We start from the raw sequence: 22759 nt of genomic DNA, 5'->3' as shown, positions 1-22759 counted from the left end.
GATTCACCGACGGCGGCGTAAGGAGGAACAGGGTGGGGGGTACTCTTCCCGCACCGGCTCGCCAGAGGTGCGATTGCTCTTCCCCGAGGGAGGAGCTCTCTCGTTAGGCGTCCTTGATCGCGCCGGGCCCGGGGGTGGCGCCGGGCGGGACTTTGCCGAGGATGATCATGCCGAGCACTTCGTCCTTGGTGACGTCCTTGACGCGGGCGGTGCCCACGACCCGGCCGTTCTTCATCACCGTCACGCGGTCGGCGAGGTCGAACACGTCATGGATGTCGTGGCTGATCAGGAAGATGCCGATGCCCTGCGCCTTGAGCTGCTTGATCAGCTCGCCGACCTGCGCGGTTTCCTGGGGGCCGAGCGCCGCCGTCGGCTCGTCCATGATCAGGATGCGGGCGTTGAAATGGATGGCGCGGGCGATGGCCACCGATTGGCGCTGGCCGCCCGAAAGCGACTTCACCGGTTCCTTGAAGCGCCGGAAATTGGGGTTGAGGCGGCCCATCACCTTGCGGCATTCGGCCTCCATGGCGATGTCGTCGAGAGTGCCCCAGCGGGTGCGCAGCTCACGGCCGAGGTAGAGATTGGCCGTGGCGTCGACATTATCGGCGAGCGCCAGGGTCTGGTAGATGGTCTCGATGCCAAAGGCCTTGGCGTCGCGCGGGTTGGAGATGTCGACATCCTTGCCGTCGATGCGGATGGTGCCCGAGTCCCGCTTGTAGGCGCCCGACAGCACCTTGATCAGCGTCGACTTGCCGGCGCCGTTGTGGCCGAGCAGGCCTACCACCTCGCCCGGATTGAGATCGATGGAAGCGTGGTCGACGGCCTTGATACCGCCAAAGGCGATCGAGATGTCATGCATCTCGACCAGCGGCGCGCCCTTGTCGGTGACGACTGTCTCGGTGCTCATGCCTGCCTCCTCACTTCACCCGCCGGCGATAGATCTGGTCGACGAACACCGCGAGCACCAGCACGATGCCGACCACGATGTTGGTATAGGCGGAATCCACATTGAGCAGCGCCATGCCCGATTGCAGCGACTGCATCAGCAGGGCGCCGAGGATGGCGCCATAGATGGTGCCAATGCCGCCGGCCAGCGAGGTGCCGCCGATCACCGCCGCGGCGATGACGTAGAGTTCGTTGAGCGTGCCGAGCGCGGTGGTCGCGGCATCGAGGCGCGCCGAGGCGATGATCGCCGAAATGCCGACCAACGCACCCATCAGGGTGAACACCATGACGGTCAGCCGCTTGGTGTTGATGCCGGCGAGCTCGGCCGCTTCGGGGTTGCCGCCGGTGGCGAAGATGTAACGGCCGAAGCGGGTGCGGCGGGCGACGAAGGTCATCACCAGTCCGACCGCCAGCATGATCAGCACCGGGATGGGGTAACCGGTCTGAAAGGTCAGCCCGTCGACGCAGGAGACGACCTTGTCGGCGGCCTGGCAGATGGCCAGCCCGGCCTTGTTCTCGACGCCGGGCGGAATGGGAATATTGTTGTCGAGCGCAAAGCGCTCGGCGACGCGCGGCGGATAGAGATAGGAATTGACCACTGCGGTGGTGCCGAGCACCGCGGCGCAGCCGACCACGACGCTCAGCACCTCGGCCCAGACCGGCTTGGCCTTGAAGCTGAACTTGAGGCGTCGGCGCCGCCCGGCGACGATCGCCACACCGATGCCGACACAGGCGACGGCGGCCAGCGCCCAGCTCCAGAGCGGGCCGATAGAGGCGGCCGGACCGTTGCCGCCGATCAGCTTGAAGGTCTTGTCCATCGGCGCCACCGTGACGCCGCTGGCAATGAGGAAGGCTGCGCCGCTGAAGGCGATCAGCCCGCCCAGGGTGACGATGAAGCTCGGGATCTGCCCATAGGCGATGAGGATGCCGTTGAAGGCGCCGATGGCCGCGCCGAGCAGAATGGCGAATACCACGGCAATGATCCAGATCGCCGGGTGCCCGACGCCGAGCAGCGGGCCGAGATCGAACACCTGCAGCACGCCGGTTGCCATTGCCACAATGGACAGCATCGAGCCGACGCTGAGGTCGATCTGGCGCAGGACGATCACCAGCACCATGCCGGTAGTCATCACCGCGATCACCGAGGTCTGCACCAGCAGGATCCAGAGATTGCGCGAGGTGAGGAAAGAGCCGCCGAACAGGCCGCCGCCACCGGGCCTGAGGATCGCGCTGATGACGTCGAAGCCGACCCAGATCACCAGCATGGCGGCGAGCATGCCGAGCATGCGGGTATCGATCTCGGCGGCGCGGATCAGACGCGCGATCGGCCCCTCATTGCTGGTCGTGGGGCCAGCGTTACTTGATTGTTCTGCCATCCCAACCTCCGGCCGAGCGATACGGCCGCCGGGGTTCGAACCCCGCCCATTGCAAGTGTCGCGCCGCGGCGGGCGCCGACGAGAAGGCCGCGCCACCCGGTGGGGCGACGCGGCCGCTAGGTCTCCAGCTCAGGCCGGACCGGTCAGTTGCAGGCCGGGACCGAGCCGGCGGCCACGCCGGCGCAGGCCTGTTCCTTGGTGATGTGGCCGGCGTCGATCGCCACCTGGATATTGTCCTTGGTGATCGGGGTGGGGGCCAGGAGGATGGCGTTCATCTCCACCTTGTTCTTGCCCCCGTTGAACTTGGCGACGCCGGGAATGGCCGTCGGGTCGGTGCCGTCGGCCAGGGCGATCGCCGCGTTGGCGGCGGTAGTGCCGAGGTCGATCGAGTTCTTCCAGATCGACACCAGCTGGGTGCCGAGCGCCACACGGTTGATAGCGGCAAGATCGCCGTCCTGGCCGGTGACCGGCACCGAGCCGGCCATGCCCTGCGCTTCGAGGGCGGCGACGACGCCCGAGGCCATGCCGTCGTTCTCGGACAGCACTGCGTCGACGCCGTTATTGGTGGAGGTCAGGCACTGCTCCATGTTCTTCTGGGCATTGTCCGGCTTCCAGCCGTCGGTGAAGGTCTCGCAGACATTGGTGACCTTGCCGCTGGCAAGCGCGTCCTTGAGCACCTCCTGCATGCCCTGGAACAGGAAGGTGGCGTTCGGATCGCCCTTGTCGCCCTTGATGAAGGCATAGCGGCCTTCGGGTTTCACCTTCAGCGTTTCCTGCGCCATAATGCGGCCGACGCCGACATTGTCGAAGGTGATGTAGAGCGCGTTCGGATCCTCGAACTGCACGTCATAGGCGATCGACTTGATGCCGGCGTCGCTGATCTTCTGGATCGAGGGCAGGATGGCGTCGGAGTCGTAGGCGACCACGAGGATCACGTCGGGCTTCTGCGAGATCAGGCTTTCGATGTCGGCGGCCTGCTTCTGGGCCGAGCCTTGCGCGTCGGTCGAGAGGTAAGTATCGCCGGCGGCCTTGACCACTTTTTTGATCGCCGCTTCGTCGGTCTTCCAGCGCTCTTCCTGGAAAGTCTTCCACGATACGGCGATAGTCTTGCCCGCGGCCATGACCGCAGTCGAACTGGCGGTGATCAGCACCGCACCAGCAAGCAGCGTAAGAATCTTGAACTTCATCGCAGAGCCCTCCCAGACTCCGTGCGGAACCGGCGCACACGCGTCCACTGGCCAGACAAACCACGCCGTCGTTCCGCAGCTTCTTGTGACGATTTGCCTGTGAGGTACGCGCCGCAACGCTGCATCAGGCGTCGAAGCAAGTCAATCTGCATCCCGTTGGTCGCGGATAATTATGCATCTTTCCGTCAATCCCGACTTTTGGCGGAGGCATTGACCAGAGACCACTTGCCGAGTTGAAATAGAACCGCAGGAGGACGGCGCGGCGAACAAGCACGCCGGCCAGGAGGGTTCGGGGGGGAACAATGGGTGGTCGCCGGATTGCCGCGCTCGCTGCGGCGGTGCTGCTGTGGTGTGTCGCGAGCCTGGGGGCGCTGGCCCAGCCGCGGCCCGAGCCGGGCGTCATTCTCAGGGACTGGTACACTCTCATGAACGAGCTGGTGCGGCACACGGCGACCTATTCGCCGCCGGTCGCCAGCCGGTCGTTCGCCTATCTGGGGATCACGGCGTTCGAAGCGGCGGTGGGCGGCTCGGACAAGCTCACGTCGCTGGTCGGCCAGCTGCATGGGCTCGACCAGGTCCCGCAGCGCGAGGCGGGCGCCGGCTACGACGAGACGGTGGTGATCAGCGCCGCCATGTCGGACGCCATCGTCTTCTATTTCGGCAATACCGGCCCGACCGGCCAGCGCGCCATCAACCGCGCGCAGAGCAAGTGGCGGGCGCTGGCGGTCGACGGCGTGCCCGAAGACGTGGTGCAGCGCAGCGAAGCCTTCGGCAAGGCCATGGCGGCGGCGATCTTCGCCTGGTCGCAGAACGATGGCGGCGCCACCGTGCTCAACATGGGCTTTCCCTACGAGTACGAGCTGCCCAAGGGCGACGACAAATGGGTGCCCACCAGCCTCGTCCGCCAGCAGCAGCTGCCGCTGCTGCCCGAATGGGGGCACAACCGAACCTTCGCCACGCCAGACGGCACTGCCTGCCCGCTACCGGGCAACCCGACTTACAGCACGGAGCCCGGCTCGGACTTCTACAAGCAGGCCGAGGAGGTCTACGAGACGGTGAAGGATGCCACCCCGGAACAGATGGCGATCGCCCGCTTCTGGTCGGACGATCCGATGCTGTCGATGACGCCGCCGGGCCATTGGGTGTCGATCGCGCTGCAGGTGGCCGAACGCGAAGACCTGCCGCTCGACGACAATGTCGACCTGTTGGCCCGCATGGGCATCGCCATGTCGGATGCCTTTGTCGGCTGCTGGCGCCAGAAATACGTCTACGACCTGGTGCGGCCGATCACCTACATCAAGAAAGTGATCGATCCCAAGTGGGAGCCGATCCTCAATACCCCGCCATTCCCCGAATATCCGAGCGGACACAGCACGGTGTCCGGCGCCATGGATGCGGTGCTGACGGCGTTTTTCGGCGACAACTATGCTTTCGAGGACAAGACCGGCTCGCCGGACGGCAGGAACCCGCGCCACTACGCCAGTTTCCACGAGGCGGCGCTCGAAGCCGGGATTTCCCGGCTCTATGGCGGCATCCATTTCCGCTCCGCCATCGAGGATGGGCTGGCGCAGGGGCACTGCATCGCCGCCTACACCATCGCGCTCAAGACGAGAAAGTAGGACCATGCGCATCCCGCACAGTTTTGCCGCCATGCTGCTTGTCGGCTCGGGCCTCGCGCAACCGGCGCTGGCGCAGGCGCCGGCGGTGCCGGCCTTCGTCGACGAGACCGCGAGCTCCGGCATCACCACCAGCTATGACGGCGACTGGTTCTACATGGTCGGCGGCGGTGTCGCGGCCTTCGACTGCAACGATGACGGCTATGCCGATGTCGTGCTGCCGGGCGGCGAGGCGAAAGCCCAGCTCTACGTCAACACCAGCAGCAGGGGCGGCGGCCTGCGCTTCGCGCCGCAGCAGAGCGGGCTCGAACTCGACAGCGTCAGCGGGCTTTATCCGGCCGATATCGACAGCGACGGGATCACGGATCTCCTGGTGCTGCGGGTGGGCGAGAACCTGGTGATGCGCGGGCTTGGCGCCTGCAGGTTCGAGCGCGCCAACGAGGCCTGGGGGTTCGAAGGCGGCGATGCCTGGACGGCAGCGGCGGCGTTGACCTTCGAGCACGGCGCCAACTGGCCGACGATCGCGGTGGGCAACTATATCGATCGCAACGAGGACCTGTCGCCCTGGGGATCGTGCACCGACAACTGGCTGCATCGGCCGGGCGAGGGCGGCAAGTTCGCCGCGCCATTGCCGCTGAAGCCAAGCTACTGCGCGCTCTCGATGCTGTTCACCGACTGGGACAAGTCGGGGACGCCGAGCCTGCGCGTCTCCAACGATCGCGAGTATTACGAAGGCGGGCAGGAGCAGATGTGGCGCATCCTGCCCGGCGAGGCGCCAAAACTCCTGACGCCGGCCGATGGCTGGAAGGTGCTGCGCATCTGGGGCATGGGCATTGCCAGCTACGACCTCGATGGCGACGGCTACCCCGAATATTTCCTCACCAGCATGGCCGACAACAAGCTGCAGACGCTGGCCACGCCGGGGCCGAAGGCGGATTACAAGGATGTCGCCTACGCCAAGGGTGTGACTGCGCATCGGCCCTATACCGGCGAGGACCTCAGGCCCAGCACCGCGTGGCACCCGCAGTTCGACGACGTCAACAATGACGGCCTCGTCGACCTGTTCGTCGCCAAGGGCAATGTCGACCAGATGCCGGATTTCGCCATGCACGACCCCGACAACCTGCTGCTGCAGGGCACCGACGGCAAATTCGTCGAAGCCGGGGACAAGGCGGGCATCGCCAATAACGGCAATGCCCGCGGTGCGGCGCTCGCCGATTTCAACATGGACGGGCTGCTCGACCTGGTGGTGGTCAATCGCCGCAGCAGCGCGCAGGTCTGGCGCAATGACGGCGCTCCCGAAGGCGGCAACTGGATCGAGCTCGAGCTCAGGCAACCTGCCCCCAATGAGGATGCGATCGGCAGCTGGATCGAGGTGAAGCGCGGCGACGCCACCATGCGCCGCGAGCTCACGGTGGGCGGCGGCCATGCCGGCGGGCAACTCGGCTGGGTGCATTTCGGGCTCGGCGATGAGGCAGCGGCGAGCGTCGCGGTGGTCTGGCCGGATGGGACGCGCAGCGAGTGGCCGGATCTCGCGGCCGGCGGCTTCTATGTGCTGGAGCGCGACAAGCCCGCCAGCCCGTTCTCCCCGCGCGAGTGAGGGGGCGGTTGTGGCTCTCGCCGGGCGTCTCGTAGTGACGATCCTGCTGCTGGGATACTTCGCCGGTGGAGCGGCAGCAGGCGAAGCCGAGGGGATGCTGGCCTACCAACGGGGCGCGTTCGAAGCGGCGATGCGCGAGCTGAAGCCCGCCGCGGCGGCGGGCAGCGTGCGGGCGCAGACGACGGTCGGGTTCATGTATGCGACCGGCAAGGGGGTCGCTCAGGACGCCGCGGAAGCGGTGCGATGGCTCGGCCTCGCCGCAGCCAAGGGGGATATGCCGAAGCGCAGCATGATCTCGGCTATCTCTACGACGCCGGCCTCGGGGTCGCGAAAAACCCGGCCGAGGCGGTCAAGTGGTATCGGCTGGCGGCCGAGCAGGGCCGTGCCGATGCGCGCTACAATCTCGGGGTGCTCCTCAAGACGGGCGCCGAGGGCGTGCCGCAGAACCCAGCCGAGGCCGCAAGATGGTTCCGCCTCGCCGCCGAGCAGGGCGACGCCTATGCGCAGTTGGCGCTCGGGCTGCTGTACCTCAGCGGTAACGGCGTCGCGCAGGATTTCACCGAGGCCTTGAAATGGGTGCGCCAGGCGGCCAAACAGGGCTATGCGGCTGCCCAGTTCAACCTGGGCAGCATGTATTTCGAGGGGCACGGGGTCACCCGCGACGAGGCCGAAGCGGTGCGGCTGTTCGAGCTGGCGGCGGGGCAGGGCTATGCGCCGGCGCAGTTCAATGTCGGCATCTCCTACCACACCGGGCGCGGCGTCGCTCCCGACGATGTCGCCGCGGCGCGCTGGTTCAAGCTCGCCGCCGAGCAGGGCCATGCTGCGGCGCAGGCGAACCTGGGCATGCTCTACGACCACGGCCAAGGGGTGCCGCAGGACGACCAGCAGGCGGTGTTGTGGTATTCGCTGGCCGCCAACCAGGGCGATGTCTATGGGCAATATGGGCTGGGGGCGATGTACCGGAACGGCTATGGCGTGGCTGAGGACAATGTCACGGCCTATATGTGGACCAGCCTCGCCGCCCAATACGGCCTGCCGATCGCGGTGAAGGACCTCGACACCCTGACCGCCAAGATGAGCCCGGCCGAAATAGAACAGGCCCGGAAGCTGGCCGTGGCCTGGGTGCAGCGCTCGCGTGGTGCGTCGCGCTGAGAGCGGCCATCGTGCCCTACAAGGGTGTGGAGGCCACCGAGACCCGCAGAGTCACTCCCCCATTCGTCGGGATCACTCCACCGAAGATCCGCCGGTTGCCAGTCGCATCAGGTCGGTGTCGAAATTCACGTCGGCGGCCGCGCGCTCGGCCTTGGGGGCGTTGCCGGCGAACTGGTGCTGGTAGCCATCCCAGGCGGCATTGGTGATGGCGCGGCCGACCCCCGAGGCGACGAACTGGGCGAGCTCGGTCGCGGCGCGATCGATGCGCTTGCCGAGTTCAGGCGCGCCCCAATCCTCGGGCGCCGCGAAGATCGAGGTGGGGACCGGGACGGCGCGAAGGAAGGCAAACAGCGGGCGCAGCTGTTCGTCCGCCACCATTGCATGGCGGGCCGTGCCAGCTGTCGCTGCGAGGATCACCGGCTTGGCGATCAGCAGGTCGTTGTCGACGAGATCGATGAAGGATTTGAACAGCCCGCTCATCCCGGCCTTGTAGACCGGGGTGGCGGCGATGACGGCATCGGCCCTGGCGAGGGTGTCGATCGCGGCCTGCACCTTCTCGCCGGGGAAGCCGGCGACGATGGCCTTGGCGATGTCGACGGCCAGCGGCGCCAGGTCGATGATGGCAAGTGAAGTGGCGTGCCCCGTCGCCGAGAGGCGATCGAGGCTCTGCTGGGCGATGCGATCGACCAGCATGCGGGTCGAAGACGGGTCGCTGACCCCGGCATTGATGACGACGAGCCGCACCGGCGCGGCAGGGGTGTTGAACGGCCCGGTCATCTAGACCTCCGATGTGGGGGGCGCGGCGGCGAGCAGCCGCTCGCACAAGTCGCGCAATTGGGTGAGTTCGGCGTCGCCGAGGCGACGGGTCATCGCCTCCGCGACATGGCGCCCATGTTTTGCGCCGACGCGCTTCTGCATATGCACCCCAGCCTTGGACAGGCTGAGGATGCTGGCGCGCGCATCCTCAGGGTCGGGCTGACGCTCGATCAGGCCGCGCGCCTCGAGCCGCGACACCGCGCGGGAGAGCCCGGCCTGGCTGAGCAGGATATCCCTGCCGAGCTCGGACATCCGCAGGCCGGTCCTCGCGGTCGAGAGCGCGTAGAGCACGCCATAGTCGCTCGGCACCAGGTCGCCCCAGGCATCGCCGGCGTGAAGCTCGGCGGCGATGGTCATCTGGGCGCGGAACAGCGCCTCCCAGGCCGCATTGGCCAATCCGGTATCGCTGGCCATGGCTCAGCCCACCAGCGGCAGCTTGGCCGCGATCTCGGGAGCGGTGTCCTGGTAAGGACGGGCGCCGGTGAGATTGTCGCCGCGGTTGGGGTTGGGCGTCGGCTGGCGCGCCGGGGCGTCGCCATACCTGGCCTTGACGAGGCTCGCATGGGTCGGCGCATCGGCAGCGCCCGGCGAACGCCGCGCGGCCATCTCCCGGCGCAACACCGGCACCACTTCGGTGCCCAGCAGCTCGACCTGCTCCAGCGCCGCTTCGAGCGGCAGCCCCATGGCGTCGACCACCCAGAGCTGGCGTTGATAGTCCCCGAAGGCTTCGCGGAAGGTCAGGGTCTTGTCGATGATCTCCTGCGGGCTGCCGACGCTCAGCGGCGTGTTCTTCGCATACTCCTCGAGGCCATAGCTCGAGCCGTAGATCGGGTTGCCCTCGAAGAACGGCCGGAAGCGCTCATAGGCATCCTGCGAGTTCTTGGCGATGAAGGCGTGCCCACCCAGGCCGACAATGGCCTGTTCCTTGGTGCCGTGGCCATAATGCTCGAAGCGCTCGCGGTAGAAGTTGACCAGCGGCAGGAAGTGGAAGTTGGGCGCCAGCACGTTGTTGGCGAAATAGCCGTTGCCGTAATAGGCCGCCTGCTCGGCAATCTCGGGGGTGCGGATCGAGCCGTGCCAGACGAAGGGCGGCACGTCGTCGAGCGGCCGCGGAATGGCGGTGAACCCCTGCAGCGGCGTGCGCGACTTACCCTGCCAGTCGACCACATCCTCGCGCCACAGCCGGTGCAGCAGGTTGTAGTTCTCGAGCGCCAGCGCCACACCGTTGCGGATATCCTGGCCGAACCAGGGATAGACCGGCACGGTGTTGCCGCGCCCCAGCATCAGGTCGACCCGGCCCTTGGCCAGGTGCTGCAGCATGGCGTAGTCCTCGGCGATCTTCACCGGGTCGTTGGTGGTGATCAGCGTCACTGATGTGCTGAGGATGATGCGCTGCGTCAGCGCCGCGATATGGGCGAGCAGCGTCGTCGGCGAGGACGAGAAGAAGGGCGGGTTGTGGTGTTCGCCGATGGCGAAGACATCGAGCCCCACCTCATCGGCGCGCTTGGCGATCTGCCCGATGGCGTCGATCCGCTGCGCCTCGCTGGGGGTGGTGCCGGTGAGCGGGTTGCGCGTGACGTCGCTGACCGAGAAGATTCCGAACTGCATGACATGCCTCCTGCGGGCTGTTGTTGCAGAACATATATGCGTGCGCATGCATCTATCAAGGGATGGGCGTGGCGGTGTCGGGGCAGGGGGCAGGAATGATGAGGCTCAGCTCATCGGCTTGGTGAGGTCAGAGACCTTAGGGGGCATCGGTTGGCTTGGCCGCCTCCTCCACCAGCTTCGCTGGTTCCCCTCCCCCGCCACGCGGGGGAGGAGCGCCGAGAGTGCAGTGCATAAAGCAACGACGGGAGCGGCTTACTGCAGCGTCAGCGGGTAGGCCCAGAAGGCGCCGGGATCCTCGGTGCCGCCCAGCTTGGACAGCTTGGCCTCCAGCACCCACAGCGTATCGCCGACCTTGGTCACCGCCGTCGGCATGTCCCAGCCGCCGGCTTCGACCACTTTGACGATAGCGTTGTCGCCCTCGAAGGTCACGGCCGAAACCTGCGCTGCGCCGTTCTCGGCAAGGTAGAGCACGCCATCCTCGCCGAAGCGCATGCCGTCCGGCCCCTTGATCGGCTGCGACAGCGTCAGTTCGGTCAGCGCTCCCGGCGTGCCGTCGGCATTCATCGCCAGGCGGAACAGCTTGTTGGTCTGCACGCCGTTCAGATACAGCGCGCCGTCCGGCCCGAAGCTCAGGCCGTCGAGGCTGGCCAAGGCGGCATCCTTGAAGAACGGCTCGGCGGTGTCGGCCCCGGGCTTGACCCGGAACAGCTGGCCGCCGGCCGTGTCGGCGGCATAGGCGGTGCCGTCGGCGGTGGTGGCGATATCGTTGCAGAACGTCCCCTCACCCAGGGGGATCGACGCCTTCACCGCGCCGGTCGCGAGATCGAAGCTGCGCAGCACCGACGGTTTGCCGCCGGCGCCGCCGAACATCGCCAGATCGGAATAGCAGGCCCAGAGCGTGCCGTTGGCCTCGTCGGCGAAGACGCCGAGCACTGCGGTCGGACCGTCGGTCTGCGCCGCGATCCAACTCCCGGCGGTCGCTGTTCCCGGTGCCGCCCTGAAGATCTCGCCGGTGCCGATGCTGCCGGCGATCAGGGTGCCGTCGGCCGTCGAGGTGATGCTCTCGGGGAAGACGTTCTTGTCCCCGATCTGCACCTTGTCGGCCGCCACGGCGGCGCTCGCCATCGCGGCCAGCGCCAATCCACCCATCAACAATGCTCGCATAATCCATTCCCTCGTTGTTGTTGCTACGCGTTCTGCCACCACGCCGGCTCGCCCGGCCCAATGGAAACTATTGCCTTGCCCTTGGCCGCCCCTGCTGCGGCTAATGCGGGATGCTCAGCCCGATGGCGTCTCCAATGACGGCTCGGGTGAAGTCGGCGCCTTTGGTCCACGCCTGCTCGAAATGCGATCCGCCGAGGTCGGCCTGGGTGAAGTTGGCGCGTTCCAGCCGAGCCTGGCGGAAGTCGGCATCCCGCACGCTGGCCCGACTGAAATCGGCGCCGGAAAAGTTGGCTTCGAAAAACAGGCCGCCGGTCAGCAGCGCCCCCTGGAGACCGACATCCCGGAAATCGGCATTGGGGGCATAGAGATCGGTGAGGTCGGCGCCCTGCAGCACCGCGCCGGGCAACTCGACCCCCGTGGCGTCCGCGCCGGTCCAGCTGCTGCCGGTCATGACGGCGCGCGGGAACCTGGCATGCTGCACCCGTGCGCCATCGAGCTTCGCCCCAGGGAGTGTGGCGGCCGAGAGGTTGGCCTCATAGAGCAGCGCCCGGCTCATATCGGCCCCGGTCAGATTGGCGGAGCGGAGGTCGGCGAGGTTGAGGTTGGCTGAGGTGAGGGTGGCGTTGCTGAGGTTGGCCCTGGTCAGCACCGTCCGGTGCAGCCTGGCCTTGGTCAGGTCGGCGCCTTGGAGATTGGCGCCGGAGAGGTCACGATAGCTGAGGTTCGCCCGCGTCAGATCGCAGCCCGGACAGTCCTTGCTGGTGCCGGCGAGGAAAGCCGACGCGGCATCGGCGGCCCAGGCCGCGGATGGCGCAACGTCGAGACCGGCCAGCAGCATGGCCGTCGCGAAGGCTGCCAGCGCTCTCACGGCTGGGGCTCCCAGCCCGGCGCGAACACTTCCAACCGCGCCGTGCTCTCATAGGATCCGGAGCGTTTCTCACCCGAATGCGGGTCGACCGCCGCCTGGCCCGGTCGGTGCAGCAGGCGGGTTTTCAGTTCGACGCGCCCGCCTTCGGGGGTAGTGCTGGTGCAATCCTGTTTGACGAACAGATTGCCCAGTGGGGTCTCGCGATCGGCCGGCGGGAGGTCCCGGCAGTGCAGCTCGCCGTCAGGGAATTGCGACTTGGCGAACCTGCCCATGCCGTAGGCGGCGCGCCGCTCGCGCAGGGAGACGCGGTCGTCGGTCACCACGCGATAGCCCTGCAGGATGCCCTCGTCGTCGAACAGCGCCGACACGATCACCGGGAAACTGCCGAAACGGGTGCCGCCATAGCGATCGGCGATCGGCTTCAGGTTCATGGCCAGGGCGTAGTATTCGAGTTCGTCGTCATAGCGGAACGCCACCTCGTGCAGGCCGGTGCGCACCTCGCGCGGGCAGCGCGAAAACTCCGCGAAGCCGCCGATTTTCACCGATGGCGGACCGCCATCGGTACCGCAGGCAAAATCGCGGAACGGGCCCGGCTGGCTGTCGATGCCCGCTCCGAGCTGCAGCTGCTGCACGTCGGGCCTTTCAGGCGTCTGCGCAACCGCCGGCAAGGCGGCGGCGCCGAACGCCAACAGCAGGGTCGCGATCCGGGGGATCGGCGCCGAGGGCATGGCCTACAGGCCCTGTTCGGCGGCCGTCGGCAGCTTGTCGCAGAAGGGGCGCTTGCCGTAGTAGGCGCGGCAATCGTCCTGGTTCGGCTGTTCGGGCCGCCCCAGCATTCGCGCCTCCATATAGGCGACCAGGTCGTCGGCCTCTTCGGCGGTGATCGGTTTGCCTTCCAGCAGCTGCATACCCTGCGTGTCGGTCCGGGTCATGCCGTAGCAGCGGTCGTCGGAGTAGGCGGCAGGGTCGTGGTAGGGCATCTGCGTGCCGGGACGGCCGCACATCACCACTTCCTTGAGCGTTTCGGCGTCGAGTTCGAGGGCGCGCAGGTTCGGACCGCGCGGGTTCTCGCCGATGCGTTCGCCATTGCCGGCCCAGCCGTGGCAACCAATGCAGTCCTGGCTCTTCCACACCAGGAGGCCGCGTTCGACGGCGGCGTCCGCAGGCGCGGCGGCGGGGGCAGGGGCATTCTGGGCGTTGGCGGCAGGCAGGCCGAGGCAGCAGGCCATGGCGGGGAGCAGGCAGAGGGTCGCGACAAGGCGGCCAAGGGGTGACGAAGCAACACGGCTCGGCATGAGGTCGTTCCTGAAGAGAGAAGAGGCTGCGGCGGCCGTTGCCGGCCGCCGCGGTCGATGACGCGATCTCAGAGAGAGAAGAAATACATCGTGGTGGCCGGCTGGAACTTCTGCGCCGCCGCAGCTTCGTCGGCGTTGGCGTTCTTGCCCGGGTAGTTGTGGAAGCCAAGGCCGACGCCACCGGGACCGACCGCGAGCCCGATATACTGCTTGCCGTTGACCTGGAAGGTGATCGGCGGCGCGTCGATCATGGTGCCGACATTGAAGTTCCACAGCCGCTCGAGGCTGGTGTCGTCGAGCGCGAAGATGTCGCCGTTCGAGCTGGTGCCGATCACCACGCCGCCGGCTGTCGACAACAGGCCGCCGCGACCGGTGGAGCTGAAGTCGGTACGCTTGGAAATCTGGCCGGTGGCGGTGTCGATGGCGACGATCGCCCCCGTCAGATAGCCCTTCTCACCTTCGGGGCGGCTCTTGGGATTGTAGGTGCAGCCTTCCATGAGCAGGCCATAGACCTGCTTGGTGTCATGGCTGTAGGTGGTCGGGAACATGTTCACGCCACCTTCCCAATAGGGGCAGAACTCGAAATCGTCCGGCATATCCATCAGGTCGAAGGCCATGCGGCTTTCGGGCAGATAGGTCTGCACCTTGAGCGCCGGATCGTATTCGAGCGGCTTGCCGGTCTTGGGGTCGATGCCCTTGGTCCAGGTGACCTTCTCGGCATATTGCGTGCCGTTGAGATAGGCGCCGTTGCTGCCGTCGAGGTTGTAGAAGAAGCCGTTGCGGCCGAAGTGCCCGACGACGCTGGTCTCGGTGCCGTTCACATTCGCCTTGTAGATCTGCTGGGTGCCGACTTCGTCGAAATCCCAGCTGTCATTGGGCGTGTACTGGAAGTGCCACTTGACCTCGCCGGTATCGGCATCGAGCGCCACCGTCGAGTTGGTGTAGAGGTTGTCTCCAGGACGCTTGGCAGGTTCCCAATCGGGGTAGGGGTTGCCGATCCCCCAGATCAGCTCGTTCCGCTCCACGTCGTAGGAGCCGGTCACCCAGACGGCGCCGCCACCTGTCGCGGCGCCCTCGTCATAGGAGGCGTCGAGCACGGTGCCGAAGGTCCAGATGAGATCGCCGTTCTCGGGATTTCGGGCTTCGAGGCGGCCGCGCATCGGGCCATCGCCACCGGCCGGTCCGATGATGATCTTGTCCTTGATGGCGAGCGGCGCCATCGTGCAGTACTCGACCGGATCCTGCTGGGTTTCGACCCGCCAGAGAACCTCGCCGGTCTGCTTGTTCACCCGAAGCAGGCCGCAATCGGGCGTGATCGAGTAGATCGAGTCGCCATAAAGCGCCACGCCGCGGTTGTTGAGGATGCCCGTCGCCAGCTCGGGGCTGGTCTGCGGGTCCATGATCCACTTGATGTAGCCGCGATCGCCCTTGCTCAGGTCGATGGCGTAGATGCGACCCCAGCCGTCGGACATGTACATGGTGCCGTCTTCCACCAGCGGCGTCCCCTGCAACGAACTCCAGAAGGCGCCGGCGCCCTTGCTCGAGGGGGTCAGCGGGACGGTGAACGCCACCTTGAGGTCGCCGACATTGGCCTTGGTGATCTCGTCCAGCGGCGAGTAACGGTTCGAATCGTAGGTGCGATTATTGCTGAGCCAGTTTGCAGCTTCCGGGTTCAGCAGGCGCTCGTATGTAACGTCAGCGGCAAATGCAAAACCAGTTGCCGCCAGCAGGGATGCAGCCGCAACACCCGCCAGAACAATATTCTGTCGAATCAATTCTATATCTCCTCCTGGCAGCGGAAGTTCTTCTAGCTGCCGTGCGCCGGATCATGACGCGCAGTCTTGATACAACGGGCGCGGCGACGTGTCCCTTGGCAAACATCCAATAAGGAGCATTGGGAAAACCGAGGGTGGCCTCGTCCGGAAGTCGCATCCGAGGGCATTGCGGCCCGTCGGGAGCCGGCCTCGGCCGGTCAGCGCTGGGGGCCGGCTTCGGCAGGATCAAAACGGATCGGACGGTTGACGCTCCGGCTCGGCTGAGCCAACCCTCGGCGGCGAGAGCGGGATTGTTCGCCAGGGGCAGCAGGTCCGAGATGAGGTCGAAAGTGCTGACCGGAAGGGGCCTGTTTTTATCGGCTGGCCTGTTGTTCGTCGCAGTGCTGCTCGGTGCCGGGCTGCTGGGCGGCAGGAGCGGCAGTGATCCGGCCGCCATCTTCGACACGCCGCAGACTGTGGCGCTGGCACGGGCCATCGCCGTCGGCGACGAGCCGGCGGTCCGCACCCTGGTGGGAGATGGCGCCGATCTCGCCGACAGGGGCCAAGATGGCGTCACGCTGCTGCAGTGGTCGATGATCGAGGATCGCCCTGACATGCTCGAGCTGCTGCTCGAACTCGGCGCCGACCCGGCGCAGATCGGTTATGGCGAGATGACCGCTCTCCACGCCGCTGCTGGCGCCAAGGGCAAGCCATTCCTCAGGATCCTGCTCGACAGCGACGCCAGCCCTGATCTCCAGGATGGCCGGACGCAGGCGCCGGTGCTTGCCCAGGCCCTGATGACCGGCAACCGGGACGCGGTGCAATTGCTGCTCGCGCACCGGGCCAACCCGAACCTGGCGGACCGGTCGGGGGACACGCCGCTGCATGTCGCGGCTCAGATCAGCGACTATGCCAGCCTTGTCACGCTGCTCGAAGCCGGTGCCGATCCGACCATTCGCAACCGGGCGGGCAAGACGTTCGCGCCATTGTTTGCAATAGCCCCGAAGGAGAGCATGTTGAACGCGGAAACCAAGGCGGCACGGCAGGCCGTGCGCGACTGGCTCGACGACCATGGCTATGCGGAGGTCCTGCAATGAAACAGCTTGGCATGCTCATCGCCCTCGCCGGGCTGATCGTTGCGCCGGCGCTCGGCGAATCGCGGCCTGCCGCGGTTCAGGCACTGATCGATCAGTGGACCGCCCAGAACAGTCTTTGCCGGGGCGGCTCCGGCGACAAGCCCGAGACGCAGAAGGCTTGCGGGGAGCGGCAGGAGACCGGTCGTGCGCTCGATGCGCTCAACTGGTGCTACGGCACGAAAACCCAGATGGCCTATGAAATGGAGTGGCATCGCTGCAAGGCCGACTCGAGTCGGTACGAGTGATCGCCCTGTCGAGGGCTTGATCTCGACCATTGGGGTTTCGCCGGACGGAGGGTGGAGATGAGCAACTGGGTCGTGTTTTTCGTGGGCCTCGTGGTGTTCGTCGCCAGCTCAGCGCTGCTCAGCACTGCCGTCCTGGGCACGCTCGTCGCCGGCATGAAGCGCTTCCTGTTGGGGCGGATCGTCGGCGGCGCCATCAAGGGGACAAAACTGGATCAGGACCTCACCCACCGTTCGCTCGGTGTGCTGGGGCTCGAGACGCGGAACGGCGGGCCGAGCGATGCCGAGCTCGAACAGCTGCGGCCGCGGCGCTGGCAGGAAACCCTGGCCTGGGTGTGCTATGCCGGCATCGCGCTGGGCTTCGGCCTGATGATCTACGCCATGATCCTATAGCGGCGGCCGAGGGGTGGGCAGGCCAGGACTGATCACGTCGGCCGGTCGATCGGCGCGATCCAATGCCGCCATCCGACTTCTGGACGCTTGACGCGCTCCGGTGATGAGGAGTATCTGCCCGTCTCAGGACACTCCACCCTAACGTGGAGCTTTCGACCTGGGAGGGTCGCCATGGCTGATATGCCCCTGACTGCGCCGGCAGTGAAACCGGCTAACCCCAATTTTTCATCGGGTCCTTGCGCCAAACGTCCTGGCTGGACGGTGGATGTGCTCGCCAACGCTTTGGTTGGCCGCTCGCATCGGGCCAAGCCGGCGAAGCAGCGGATCGAGAAGGCCATCGCCTTGACGCGTGAGCTGCTCGAGGTCCCGGCCGACTATCTGATCGGTATCGTCCCCGCTTCCGACACGGGCGCCGTCGAGATGGCGCTGTGGTCGATGCTCGGCGCCCGCGGCGTCGATATGCTGGCCTGGGAATCGTTCGGCGAGGGCTGGGTCACCGACGTCCAGAAGCAGCTGAAGCTCGACAATGTCCGCGTGCTGAAGGCGCCCTATGGCGAACTGCCGGACCTGAAGACGGTCAACTTCGACAACGATGTGGTGTTCACCTGGAACGGCACCACTTCGGGCGTGCGGGTGCCGAACGCCGACTGGATCCCTGATGACCGCAAGGGCCTGACGATCTGCGACGCGACCTCGGCGGCGTTCGCGCAGAACCTCGATTTCTCGAAGCTCGATGTCGTCACCTTCTCCTGGCAGAAGGCACTCGGCGGCGAAGCGGCGCATGGCGTGCTGATCCTCAGCCCCCGCGCCGTCGAACGGCTCGAGACCTACAAGCCGGCCTGGCCGCTGCCCAAGATCTTCCGGATGACCAAGGGCGGCAAGCTCATGGCCGATATCTTCGAGGGCGCCACCATCAACACCGTGTCGATGCTGTGCATCGAGGATGCGGTGGACGCGATGGAGTGGGGCAAGAGCGTCGGCGGGCTGAAGGGCATGCAGGCGCGCGCCGATGCCAACGCCAAGGTGCTGGCCGACTGGGTGGCGAAATCCGACTGGGCGGCGTTTCTCGCGAGGAACGAGGCCGAGCGGTCGAACACCTCGATCTGCCTGGTGATCAAGGATCCGGCGATCACCGCGCTTTCCGACGAGGCGCAGGCGGCTTTTGCCAAGGCGATCGTCTCGCGGCTCGACAAGGCCGGCGTCGCCTATGACATCGGCGGCTACCGCGATGCCCCGACGGGCCTCAGGATCTGGGCCGGCTCGACGGTCGACACCGCCAACCTCGCGGCGCTGACCCCGTGGCTCGACTATGCCTTTGCCGCCGAGAAGGCCGCGCTCAAGCAGGCTGCCGCCTGAGCTTCGATGCTTCAGCCGCCCCACCGGGGGCGGCTCACTTCCCCACAGTTTCATGCGGTCACGGGTTCAAATCCCAGACCCGCAACCAACACGGAGGGCGACATGCCCAAGGTTCTCGTTTCGGACAAGCTGTCGAAGACCGCGGTCCAGATCTTCAAGGACAATAATATCGACGTCGACTACCTGCCGGATCTCGGCAAGGACAAGGACAAGCTGTTCGAGGTGATCGGCCAGTATGATGGGCTCGCCATCCGCTCGGCCACCAAGGTCACCGAGAAGATTCTCAGCGCCGCCAAGAATTTGAAGGTGATCGGCCGCGCCGGCATCGGCGTCGACAATGTCGATATCCCGGCCGCCACCAAGGCCGGCATCATCGTGATGAACACCCCGTTCGGCAACTCGATCACCACGGCCGAGCATGCCATCGCCATGATGTTCGCGCTGGCCCGCCAGCTGCCCGAGGCGGATGCCTCGACCAAGGCATCGAAGTGGGAGAAGAACCGCTTCATGGGTGTCGAGGTGACCAACAAGACGCTCGGCCTGATCGGTGCCGGCAATATCGGCTCGATCGTCGCCGATCGGGCGCAGGGCCTCAAGATGAAGGTGGTGGCGTTCGATCCGTTCCTGACGCCGGAGCGCGCCCAGGCGATCGGGGTGGAAAAGGTCGAGCTCGACGAACTGCTGAAGCGCGCCGATTTCATCACGCTGCACACGCCGCTGATCGATGCGACGCGCAACATCATCAATGCCGAAGCCATCGCCAAGATGAAGGATGGCGTGCGCATCATCAACTGCGCCCGTGGTGGCCTCGTCGATGAAGCGGCGCTCTACGAGGCGCTGAAATCGGGCAAGGTCGCCGGCGCGGCGTTCGACGTGTTCGTCGAGGAGCCGGCGCAGAACAACCCGCTGTTCGAACTCGACAACTTCATCGCCACGCCGCACCTGGGCGCCTCGACCACCGAAGCGCAGGAAAACGTGGCGCTGCAGGTGGCCGAGCAGATCTCGGCCTATCTCAACACCGGCGAGATCACCAACGCGCTGAACTTCCCCTCGATTTCGGCCGAGGAAGCGCCGCGGCTGACCCCGTGGGTGAGGCTCGCCGAAGCGCTGGGTTCGTTCGCCGGGCAGCTGACCGAGACCTCGATCAAGGGCATCCGTATCGAGTACGAGGGCAATGTCGCCGCACTCAACACCAAGCCGATGACCGCTGCGGCGATCAATGGCGTGCTGAAGCCGCAGGTGGCGGAAGTGAACATGGTTTCGGCGCCGCAGATCGCCAAGGATCGCGGCATCAATGTCGAGATCATCACCCGCGACCAGCAGGGCGCCTATGAAGGCTACATCCGCCTCACGGTGATCACCGAGCGGCAGGAGCGCGGCATTGCCGGCACGATCTTCGCCAACGGCAAGTCGCGCATCATCCAGGTCAAGGGCATCAACATGGATGCCGAGTTGACCCCGTCGATGCTCTACGTCACCAACGAGGACAAGCCGGGCCACATCGGCCGGCTCGGCACGCTCCTCGGCAACCTCGGCATCAACATCGCCAACTTCAACCTCGGCCGCGCCGAGGTGGGCGGCGACGCGATTGCGCTGTTGTCGATCGACGGCGAGGTGACGGCGGAGCAGCTCAAGGAAATCGCCTCGCTCCCCGGCGTGCGCCAGGCGAAGGCCGTGGCGTTCAACTGAGGCGCGGTATCGCGATGAGACGAAAGGCCGGGCGTTGCCCGGCCTTTTTTGTTTGGTGTGGATCGTTGGTGGTTGCACCGCCCGTCCCACCAACTCGGTGTCATCCCAGCGAAAGCTGGGACCCATCTATCGGCTGGCGCTGGGGGTGAGTTGGGTCCGTTAGACTCACAAACGAAGTGCAACAGCCTGCTAAGGTCATGTTGCAATGGGAACCTATTATGAGCAGCTCTCGCTGGACGAGAGAAGTGCGATTGCCTGTCTTCGAGCAGAGGGGCATTCGCTCGGGAAAATCGCTACGCGTTTGGATCGCCCGGCATCGACGATCAGTCGGGAGCTGAATCGCAACAGCGGTGTGCAAGTGGGCTACAAGCCGGCCTATGCCGACGAGCAGGCCCGGGCGCGGCGCTGGCGGGGCAGCCGGCTGGCGCGTCAGCCGGTCCTACGCCAGTTCGTGCTGGACCGCCTTGCAATGGGATGGTCGCCCGAACAGATCTCAGGACGGCTGACGCAGGGCAACTCTAGCATGCGCATCAGCCATGAGAGCATCTATCGTTTCATCTATGCCCAGATCCGGCGCACCAACCGCTACGAGTGGCGCCACTATCTGCCGCAAGCCAAGAGCAAGCGTGGCTGGCGCCGCCGGCCGCACCGCCCCATGGAGCATATCAAGGACCGCGTCTCGATCGATTGCCGGCCGGCGCACGTCAACAACCGTCGTCAGTGCGGGCACTGGGAGGCCGACCTGCTGCATCCGCGCAAATCCGGCGCCGCCATCCTGGTGGTTCAGGAGCGCAGCACCCGCTTCATCCTGCTCGCCAAGCAGCCAAGCAAGCATGCCCAGCTCGTCGTCGACCGCATCAAGTGCTGGTTCAGTGCCCTGCCGCCGCAAATGCGCCGCTCCCTCACCCAGGACAACGGCACCGAGTTCTTCGAGCATCATCAGCTCAACCCGGGCGGCATCGATACCTACTTCTGCGATCCCCATAGTCCCTGGCAGAAGGGCGGCGTCGAAAACGCCAATGGCCGGTTGCGCCGGTACATCCCGCGCGGAACCGATCCCGGCAGCTTCTCTGACGAGCACCTGCAGGAACTCGCCAACGACCTCAACAATACGCCACGCAAATGCCTCGGCTTCAAAACCCCAGCCGAGGTCTTCTCAAAACGCCTGTTGCACTTGAAATGTGAATCCACCTCCCAGCTTTCGCTGGGATGACAGCCGGTGGAGGAGGCGAGGTAGTGGTTTACCTCACCTTTAGAGTGACTACCGCAGCGGTCGGAAGAATTTCTGCAGATCCCCGGCCAGCAGCTCCGGTTCCTCCATCGCCGGGAAGTGCCCGCCTTGGGGGAACTCGCTCCAGTGCTCGATCTGCTGCTGAGGGTCGAACAGCGGGCGGACCAGATCGCTGGCGTTGAACACCGCAACGCCGCGCGGCGTGGCGCTGGGCGGGGCCCAGCCCATGGCCTTGAAGGCTTCCCAGAGGGCATTGGCCGAAGCCGAGCCGCCGCCGCCGAACCAGTAGAGGCTCACATTGGTGAGAAACTGGTCGATGTCGACCGCCTCCTCGATCGTTCCTTTGTTCGGATTGGTCCAGGCCGCGAATTTCTCGGCGATCCAGGCGAGCTGGCCGATTGGCGAGTCGTTGAGGGCGTAGCCGAGCGTCTTGGGACGGGTCGACTGGATGGCGATGTAGCCATTGCGATCGGCGACTTTGGCGAGAAGGGCGCCGGCCCGCTCCTTCTGCTCGGGGGTGAGCGCCGGGTTTTGTGCAAGCTCGCCGCCCATGAACGAAGCCACGGCGATGACGCTGTCGAGGTCGGTCCCGAGGTGGAGGCCGATGGCGCGGCCATTGGTCAGCACGTCGAGCTGGGCCGCAACGTCCGACCCCATGTCGGTGCCGTGGATGGCGAAGCGGTCGTAGCCGAACTGGTCGAGCAGTTGCACGATGGCGGCAGCAGTCTTGTTGGCCGTCCAGCCGGGCTGGCGCGGGGCAGGGGAGAGACCGAAACCGGGGGCGGTCGGGATCACCAGATGGAAGGCGTCCCGGGGGTCCGCCGGGTTGGTGAGCGGCTCGACCAGCTTCAGGTATTCGATGCCCGAGCTCGGCCAGCCATGGCAGAGCACCAGCGGCGTGGCGTCGGCGCGCCTCGAACGGATGTGGAAGGCATGGATCTGCGCCCCTTCGAAGTCGAGCATCACCTGGTCGAAGCGGTTGAGCTCGGCCTCCTTGGCGCGCCAGTCGAAATCGGCCCAGCGCTCGGCGAGCCGGCGGAGGTAGCCGCCGGGGATACCGCGCTCCCAGGTGTCGGGAGCGACCTCGACCGGCCAGCGCGCGCCGCGCAGGCGATACTGCAGGTCGGCGATATCGGCATCGGCAATCGCGAGTTTGAAGGGCTTGGCGGTGGTCATGATGGTCTCTCCTCGGGCTGCGGGAAGGGCGATGGCCGTGAACGCCGGCACGAGGGCTGCGGCCATGGCGGATTGGATGAGGGATCGACGGGTGATGGTCATTGACGGTCGTCCTCGCTGTGTCGGCGCCGGTCTGACCGGCCCCGGAACAATGC

General features: G+C 66.1%; 21 protein-coding genes. 9 read left to right on the top strand and 12 right to left on the bottom strand.

All coding sequences use genetic code 11. From position 1 onward, the window contains the following. Positions 1 to 103: 103 nt before the first annotated feature. The 3 genes from APS40_RS05620 to APS40_RS05610 form a co-directional block, all read right to left on the bottom strand. Positions 104 to 907, bottom strand: coding sequence for an ATP-binding cassette domain-containing protein (locus APS40_RS05620; RefSeq protein ID WP_055046122.1), 804 nt, complete (start codon positions 905 to 907; stop codon positions 104 to 106). 10 nt (positions 908 to 917) lie between these two features. Next, a complete protein-coding gene (locus APS40_RS05615) occupies positions 918 to 2321 on the bottom strand; it encodes a sugar ABC transporter permease (protein ID WP_055046121.1) in 1404 nt (467 codons plus the stop codon). A 143-nt stretch (positions 2322 to 2464) separates the two neighbouring features. Continuing rightward, positions 2465 to 3508, bottom strand: coding sequence for a substrate-binding domain-containing protein (locus tag APS40_RS05610; RefSeq protein ID WP_055046120.1), 1044 nt, complete (start codon positions 3506 to 3508; stop codon positions 2465 to 2467). Between the two features lie 302 nt (positions 3509 to 3810). On the opposite strand from APS40_RS05610, the gene APS40_RS05605 reads away from it, so the two are divergent. The 3 genes from APS40_RS05605 (at position 3811) to APS40_RS05595 (ending at position 7876) form a co-directional block, all read left to right on the top strand. Further along, positions 3811 to 5127: a vanadium-dependent haloperoxidase gene (locus APS40_RS05605; RefSeq protein WP_055046119.1), complete on the top strand. Its 1317-nt coding sequence runs from the start codon at positions 3811 to 3813 to the stop codon at positions 5125 to 5127. 4 nt (positions 5128 to 5131) lie between these two features. Continuing rightward, a complete protein-coding gene (locus APS40_RS05600; protein ID WP_055046118.1) occupies positions 5132 to 6724 on the top strand; it encodes a CRTAC1 family protein in 1593 nt (530 codons plus the stop codon). Between the two features lie 243 nt (positions 6725 to 6967). After that, entirely contained in the window at positions 6968 to 7876 is a 909-nt protein-coding gene (locus APS40_RS05595) for a tetratricopeptide repeat protein (RefSeq protein WP_055046117.1), read from the top strand. Between the two features lie 72 nt (positions 7877 to 7948). Here APS40_RS05595 and APS40_RS05590 read toward each other — a convergent pair whose 3' ends face one another. The 8 genes from APS40_RS05590 to APS40_RS05555 all read right to left on the bottom strand — a co-directional run bounded on the left by APS40_RS05590 (position 7949) and on the right by APS40_RS05555 (position 15402). Beyond that, a complete protein-coding gene (locus tag APS40_RS05590; RefSeq protein ID WP_055046116.1) occupies positions 7949 to 8653 on the bottom strand; it encodes a CE1759 family FMN reductase in 705 nt (234 codons plus the stop codon). Further along, positions 8654 to 9106, bottom strand: coding sequence for a MarR family winged helix-turn-helix transcriptional regulator (locus APS40_RS05585; protein WP_055046115.1), 453 nt, complete (start codon positions 9104 to 9106; stop codon positions 8654 to 8656). Between the two features lie 3 nt (positions 9107 to 9109). Beyond that, complete coding sequence (locus tag APS40_RS05580) at positions 9110 to 10300, bottom strand: CE1758 family FMN-dependent luciferase-like monooxygenase (RefSeq protein WP_055046114.1); 1191 nt, start codon at positions 10298 to 10300, stop codon at positions 9110 to 9112. Positions 10301 to 10552: 252 nt separating this feature from the next. Further along, on the bottom strand, positions 10553 to 11464 hold the full coding sequence (locus APS40_RS05575; protein ID WP_082434208.1) for an SMP-30/gluconolactonase/LRE family protein: 912 nt from the start codon (positions 11462 to 11464) through the stop codon (positions 10553 to 10555). 100 nt (positions 11465 to 11564) lie between these two features. Continuing rightward, positions 11565 to 12332, bottom strand: coding sequence for a pentapeptide repeat-containing protein (locus APS40_RS05570; protein WP_055046112.1), 768 nt, complete (start codon positions 12330 to 12332; stop codon positions 11565 to 11567). Continuing rightward, positions 12329 to 13060, bottom strand: a complete 732-nt coding sequence (locus tag APS40_RS05565; protein ID WP_055046111.1) for a hypothetical protein — start codon at positions 13058 to 13060, stop codon at positions 12329 to 12331. Before APS40_RS05565 ends, APS40_RS05570 begins: the two co-directional genes overlap by 4 nt. A 3-nt stretch (positions 13061 to 13063) precedes the next feature. After that, the gene (locus APS40_RS05560) at positions 13064 to 13627 is read right to left on the bottom strand and encodes a c-type cytochrome (RefSeq protein WP_082434207.1); all 564 of its coding nucleotides are present in this window, start codon (positions 13625 to 13627) and stop codon (positions 13064 to 13066) included. Positions 13628 to 13695: 68 nt separating this feature from the next. Beyond that, the gene (locus tag APS40_RS05555) at positions 13696 to 15402 is read right to left on the bottom strand and encodes a pyrroloquinoline quinone-dependent dehydrogenase (RefSeq protein WP_055046109.1); all 1707 of its coding nucleotides are present in this window, start codon (positions 15400 to 15402) and stop codon (positions 13696 to 13698) included. 317 nt (positions 15403 to 15719) lie between these two features. Between APS40_RS05555 and APS40_RS05550 the strand changes: the two genes are divergently transcribed. The 6 genes from APS40_RS05550 to APS40_RS05525 all read left to right on the top strand — a co-directional run bounded on the left by APS40_RS05550 (position 15720) and on the right by APS40_RS05525 (position 21410). After that, the gene (locus tag APS40_RS05550) at positions 15720 to 16478 is read left to right on the top strand and encodes an ankyrin repeat domain-containing protein (RefSeq protein WP_082434206.1); all 759 of its coding nucleotides are present in this window, start codon (positions 15720 to 15722) and stop codon (positions 16476 to 16478) included. Beyond that, positions 16475 to 16762 carry a hypothetical protein gene (locus tag APS40_RS05545; RefSeq protein ID WP_055046107.1) on the top strand — a complete coding sequence of 96 codons (288 nt, stop codon included), beginning with the start codon at positions 16475 to 16477 and terminating at the stop codon, positions 16760 to 16762. Before APS40_RS05550 ends, APS40_RS05545 begins: the two co-directional genes overlap by 4 nt. A gap of 57 nt (positions 16763 to 16819) precedes the next feature. Then, positions 16820 to 17152 carry a hypothetical protein gene (locus APS40_RS05540; protein WP_055046106.1) on the top strand — a complete coding sequence of 111 codons (333 nt, stop codon included), beginning with the start codon at positions 16820 to 16822 and terminating at the stop codon, positions 17150 to 17152. Between the two features lie 171 nt (positions 17153 to 17323). Continuing rightward, entirely contained in the window at positions 17324 to 18508 is a 1185-nt protein-coding gene (locus APS40_RS05535) for a phosphoserine transaminase (protein ID WP_211199054.1), read from the top strand. A 102-nt stretch (positions 18509 to 18610) separates the two neighbouring features. Further along, a complete protein-coding gene (gene serA, locus APS40_RS05530; RefSeq protein ID WP_055046105.1) occupies positions 18611 to 20197 on the top strand; it encodes a phosphoglycerate dehydrogenase in 1587 nt (528 codons plus the stop codon). A gap of 205 nt (positions 20198 to 20402) precedes the next feature. After that, on the top strand, positions 20403 to 21410 hold the full coding sequence (locus tag APS40_RS05525) for an IS30 family transposase (RefSeq protein ID WP_055049251.1): 1008 nt from the start codon (positions 20403 to 20405) through the stop codon (positions 21408 to 21410). 48 nt (positions 21411 to 21458) lie between these two features. Here the strand turns inward: APS40_RS05525 and APS40_RS05520 are convergent, their stop codons facing one another. Further along, entirely contained in the window at positions 21459 to 22604 is a 1146-nt protein-coding gene (locus APS40_RS05520) for an epoxide hydrolase family protein (RefSeq protein ID WP_055046103.1), read from the bottom strand. Between the last annotated feature and the right edge of the window lie 155 nt (positions 22605 to 22759).

Source organism: Devosia sp. A16, from assembly GCF_001402915.1.
Lineage (GTDB): Bacteria > Pseudomonadota > Alphaproteobacteria > Rhizobiales > Devosiaceae > Devosia_A.
This window is presented reverse-complemented; position numbering and strand designations above follow the sequence as displayed.

Coding starts and splice junctions, on each gene's coding strand:
- APS40_RS05525 (WP_055049251.1), top strand. CDS start 20,403: ATGGGAACCTATTATGAGCAGCTCTCGCTGGACGAGAGAAGTGCGATT.
- APS40_RS05560 (WP_082434207.1), bottom strand. CDS start 13,627: ATGCCGAGCCGTGTTGCTTCGTCACCCCTTGGCCGCCTTGTCGCGACC.
- APS40_RS05565 (WP_055046111.1), bottom strand. CDS start 13,060: ATGCCCTCGGCGCCGATCCCCCGGATCGCGACCCTGCTGTTGGCGTTC.
- APS40_RS05610 (WP_055046120.1), bottom strand. CDS start 3,508: ATGAAGTTCAAGATTCTTACGCTGCTTGCTGGTGCGGTGCTGATCACC.
- APS40_RS05600 (WP_055046118.1), top strand. CDS start 5,132: ATGCGCATCCCGCACAGTTTTGCCGCCATGCTGCTTGTCGGCTCGGGC.
- APS40_RS05550 (WP_082434206.1), top strand. CDS start 15,720: ATGAGGTCGAAAGTGCTGACCGGAAGGGGCCTGTTTTTATCGGCTGGC.
- APS40_RS05580 (WP_055046114.1), bottom strand. CDS start 10,300: ATGCAGTTCGGAATCTTCTCGGTCAGCGACGTCACGCGCAACCCGCTC.
- APS40_RS05620 (WP_055046122.1), bottom strand. CDS start 907: ATGAGCACCGAGACAGTCGTCACCGACAAGGGCGCGCCGCTGGTCGAG.
- APS40_RS05520 (WP_055046103.1), bottom strand. CDS start 22,604: ATGACCACCGCCAAGCCCTTCAAACTCGCGATTGCCGATGCCGATATC.
- APS40_RS05615 (WP_055046121.1), bottom strand. CDS start 2,321: ATGGCAGAACAATCAAGTAACGCTGGCCCCACGACCAGCAATGAGGGG.
- APS40_RS05595 (WP_055046117.1), top strand. CDS start 6,968: ATGGCTCGGCCTCGCCGCAGCCAAGGGGGATATGCCGAAGCGCAGCAT.
- APS40_RS05590 (WP_055046116.1), bottom strand. CDS start 8,653: ATGACCGGGCCGTTCAACACCCCTGCCGCGCCGGTGCGGCTCGTCGTC.
- APS40_RS05575 (WP_082434208.1), bottom strand. CDS start 11,464: ATGCGAGCATTGTTGATGGGTGGATTGGCGCTGGCCGCGATGGCGAGC.
- APS40_RS05545 (WP_055046107.1), top strand. CDS start 16,475: ATGAAACAGCTTGGCATGCTCATCGCCCTCGCCGGGCTGATCGTTGCG.
- APS40_RS05605 (WP_055046119.1), top strand. CDS start 3,811: ATGGGTGGTCGCCGGATTGCCGCGCTCGCTGCGGCGGTGCTGCTGTGG.
- APS40_RS05535 (WP_211199054.1), top strand. CDS start 17,324: ATGGCTGATATGCCCCTGACTGCGCCGGCAGTGAAACCGGCTAACCCC.
- APS40_RS05540 (WP_055046106.1), top strand. CDS start 16,820: ATGAGCAACTGGGTCGTGTTTTTCGTGGGCCTCGTGGTGTTCGTCGCC.
- APS40_RS05585 (WP_055046115.1), bottom strand. CDS start 9,106: ATGGCCAGCGATACCGGATTGGCCAATGCGGCCTGGGAGGCGCTGTTC.
- serA (WP_055046105.1), top strand. CDS start 18,611: ATGCCCAAGGTTCTCGTTTCGGACAAGCTGTCGAAGACCGCGGTCCAG.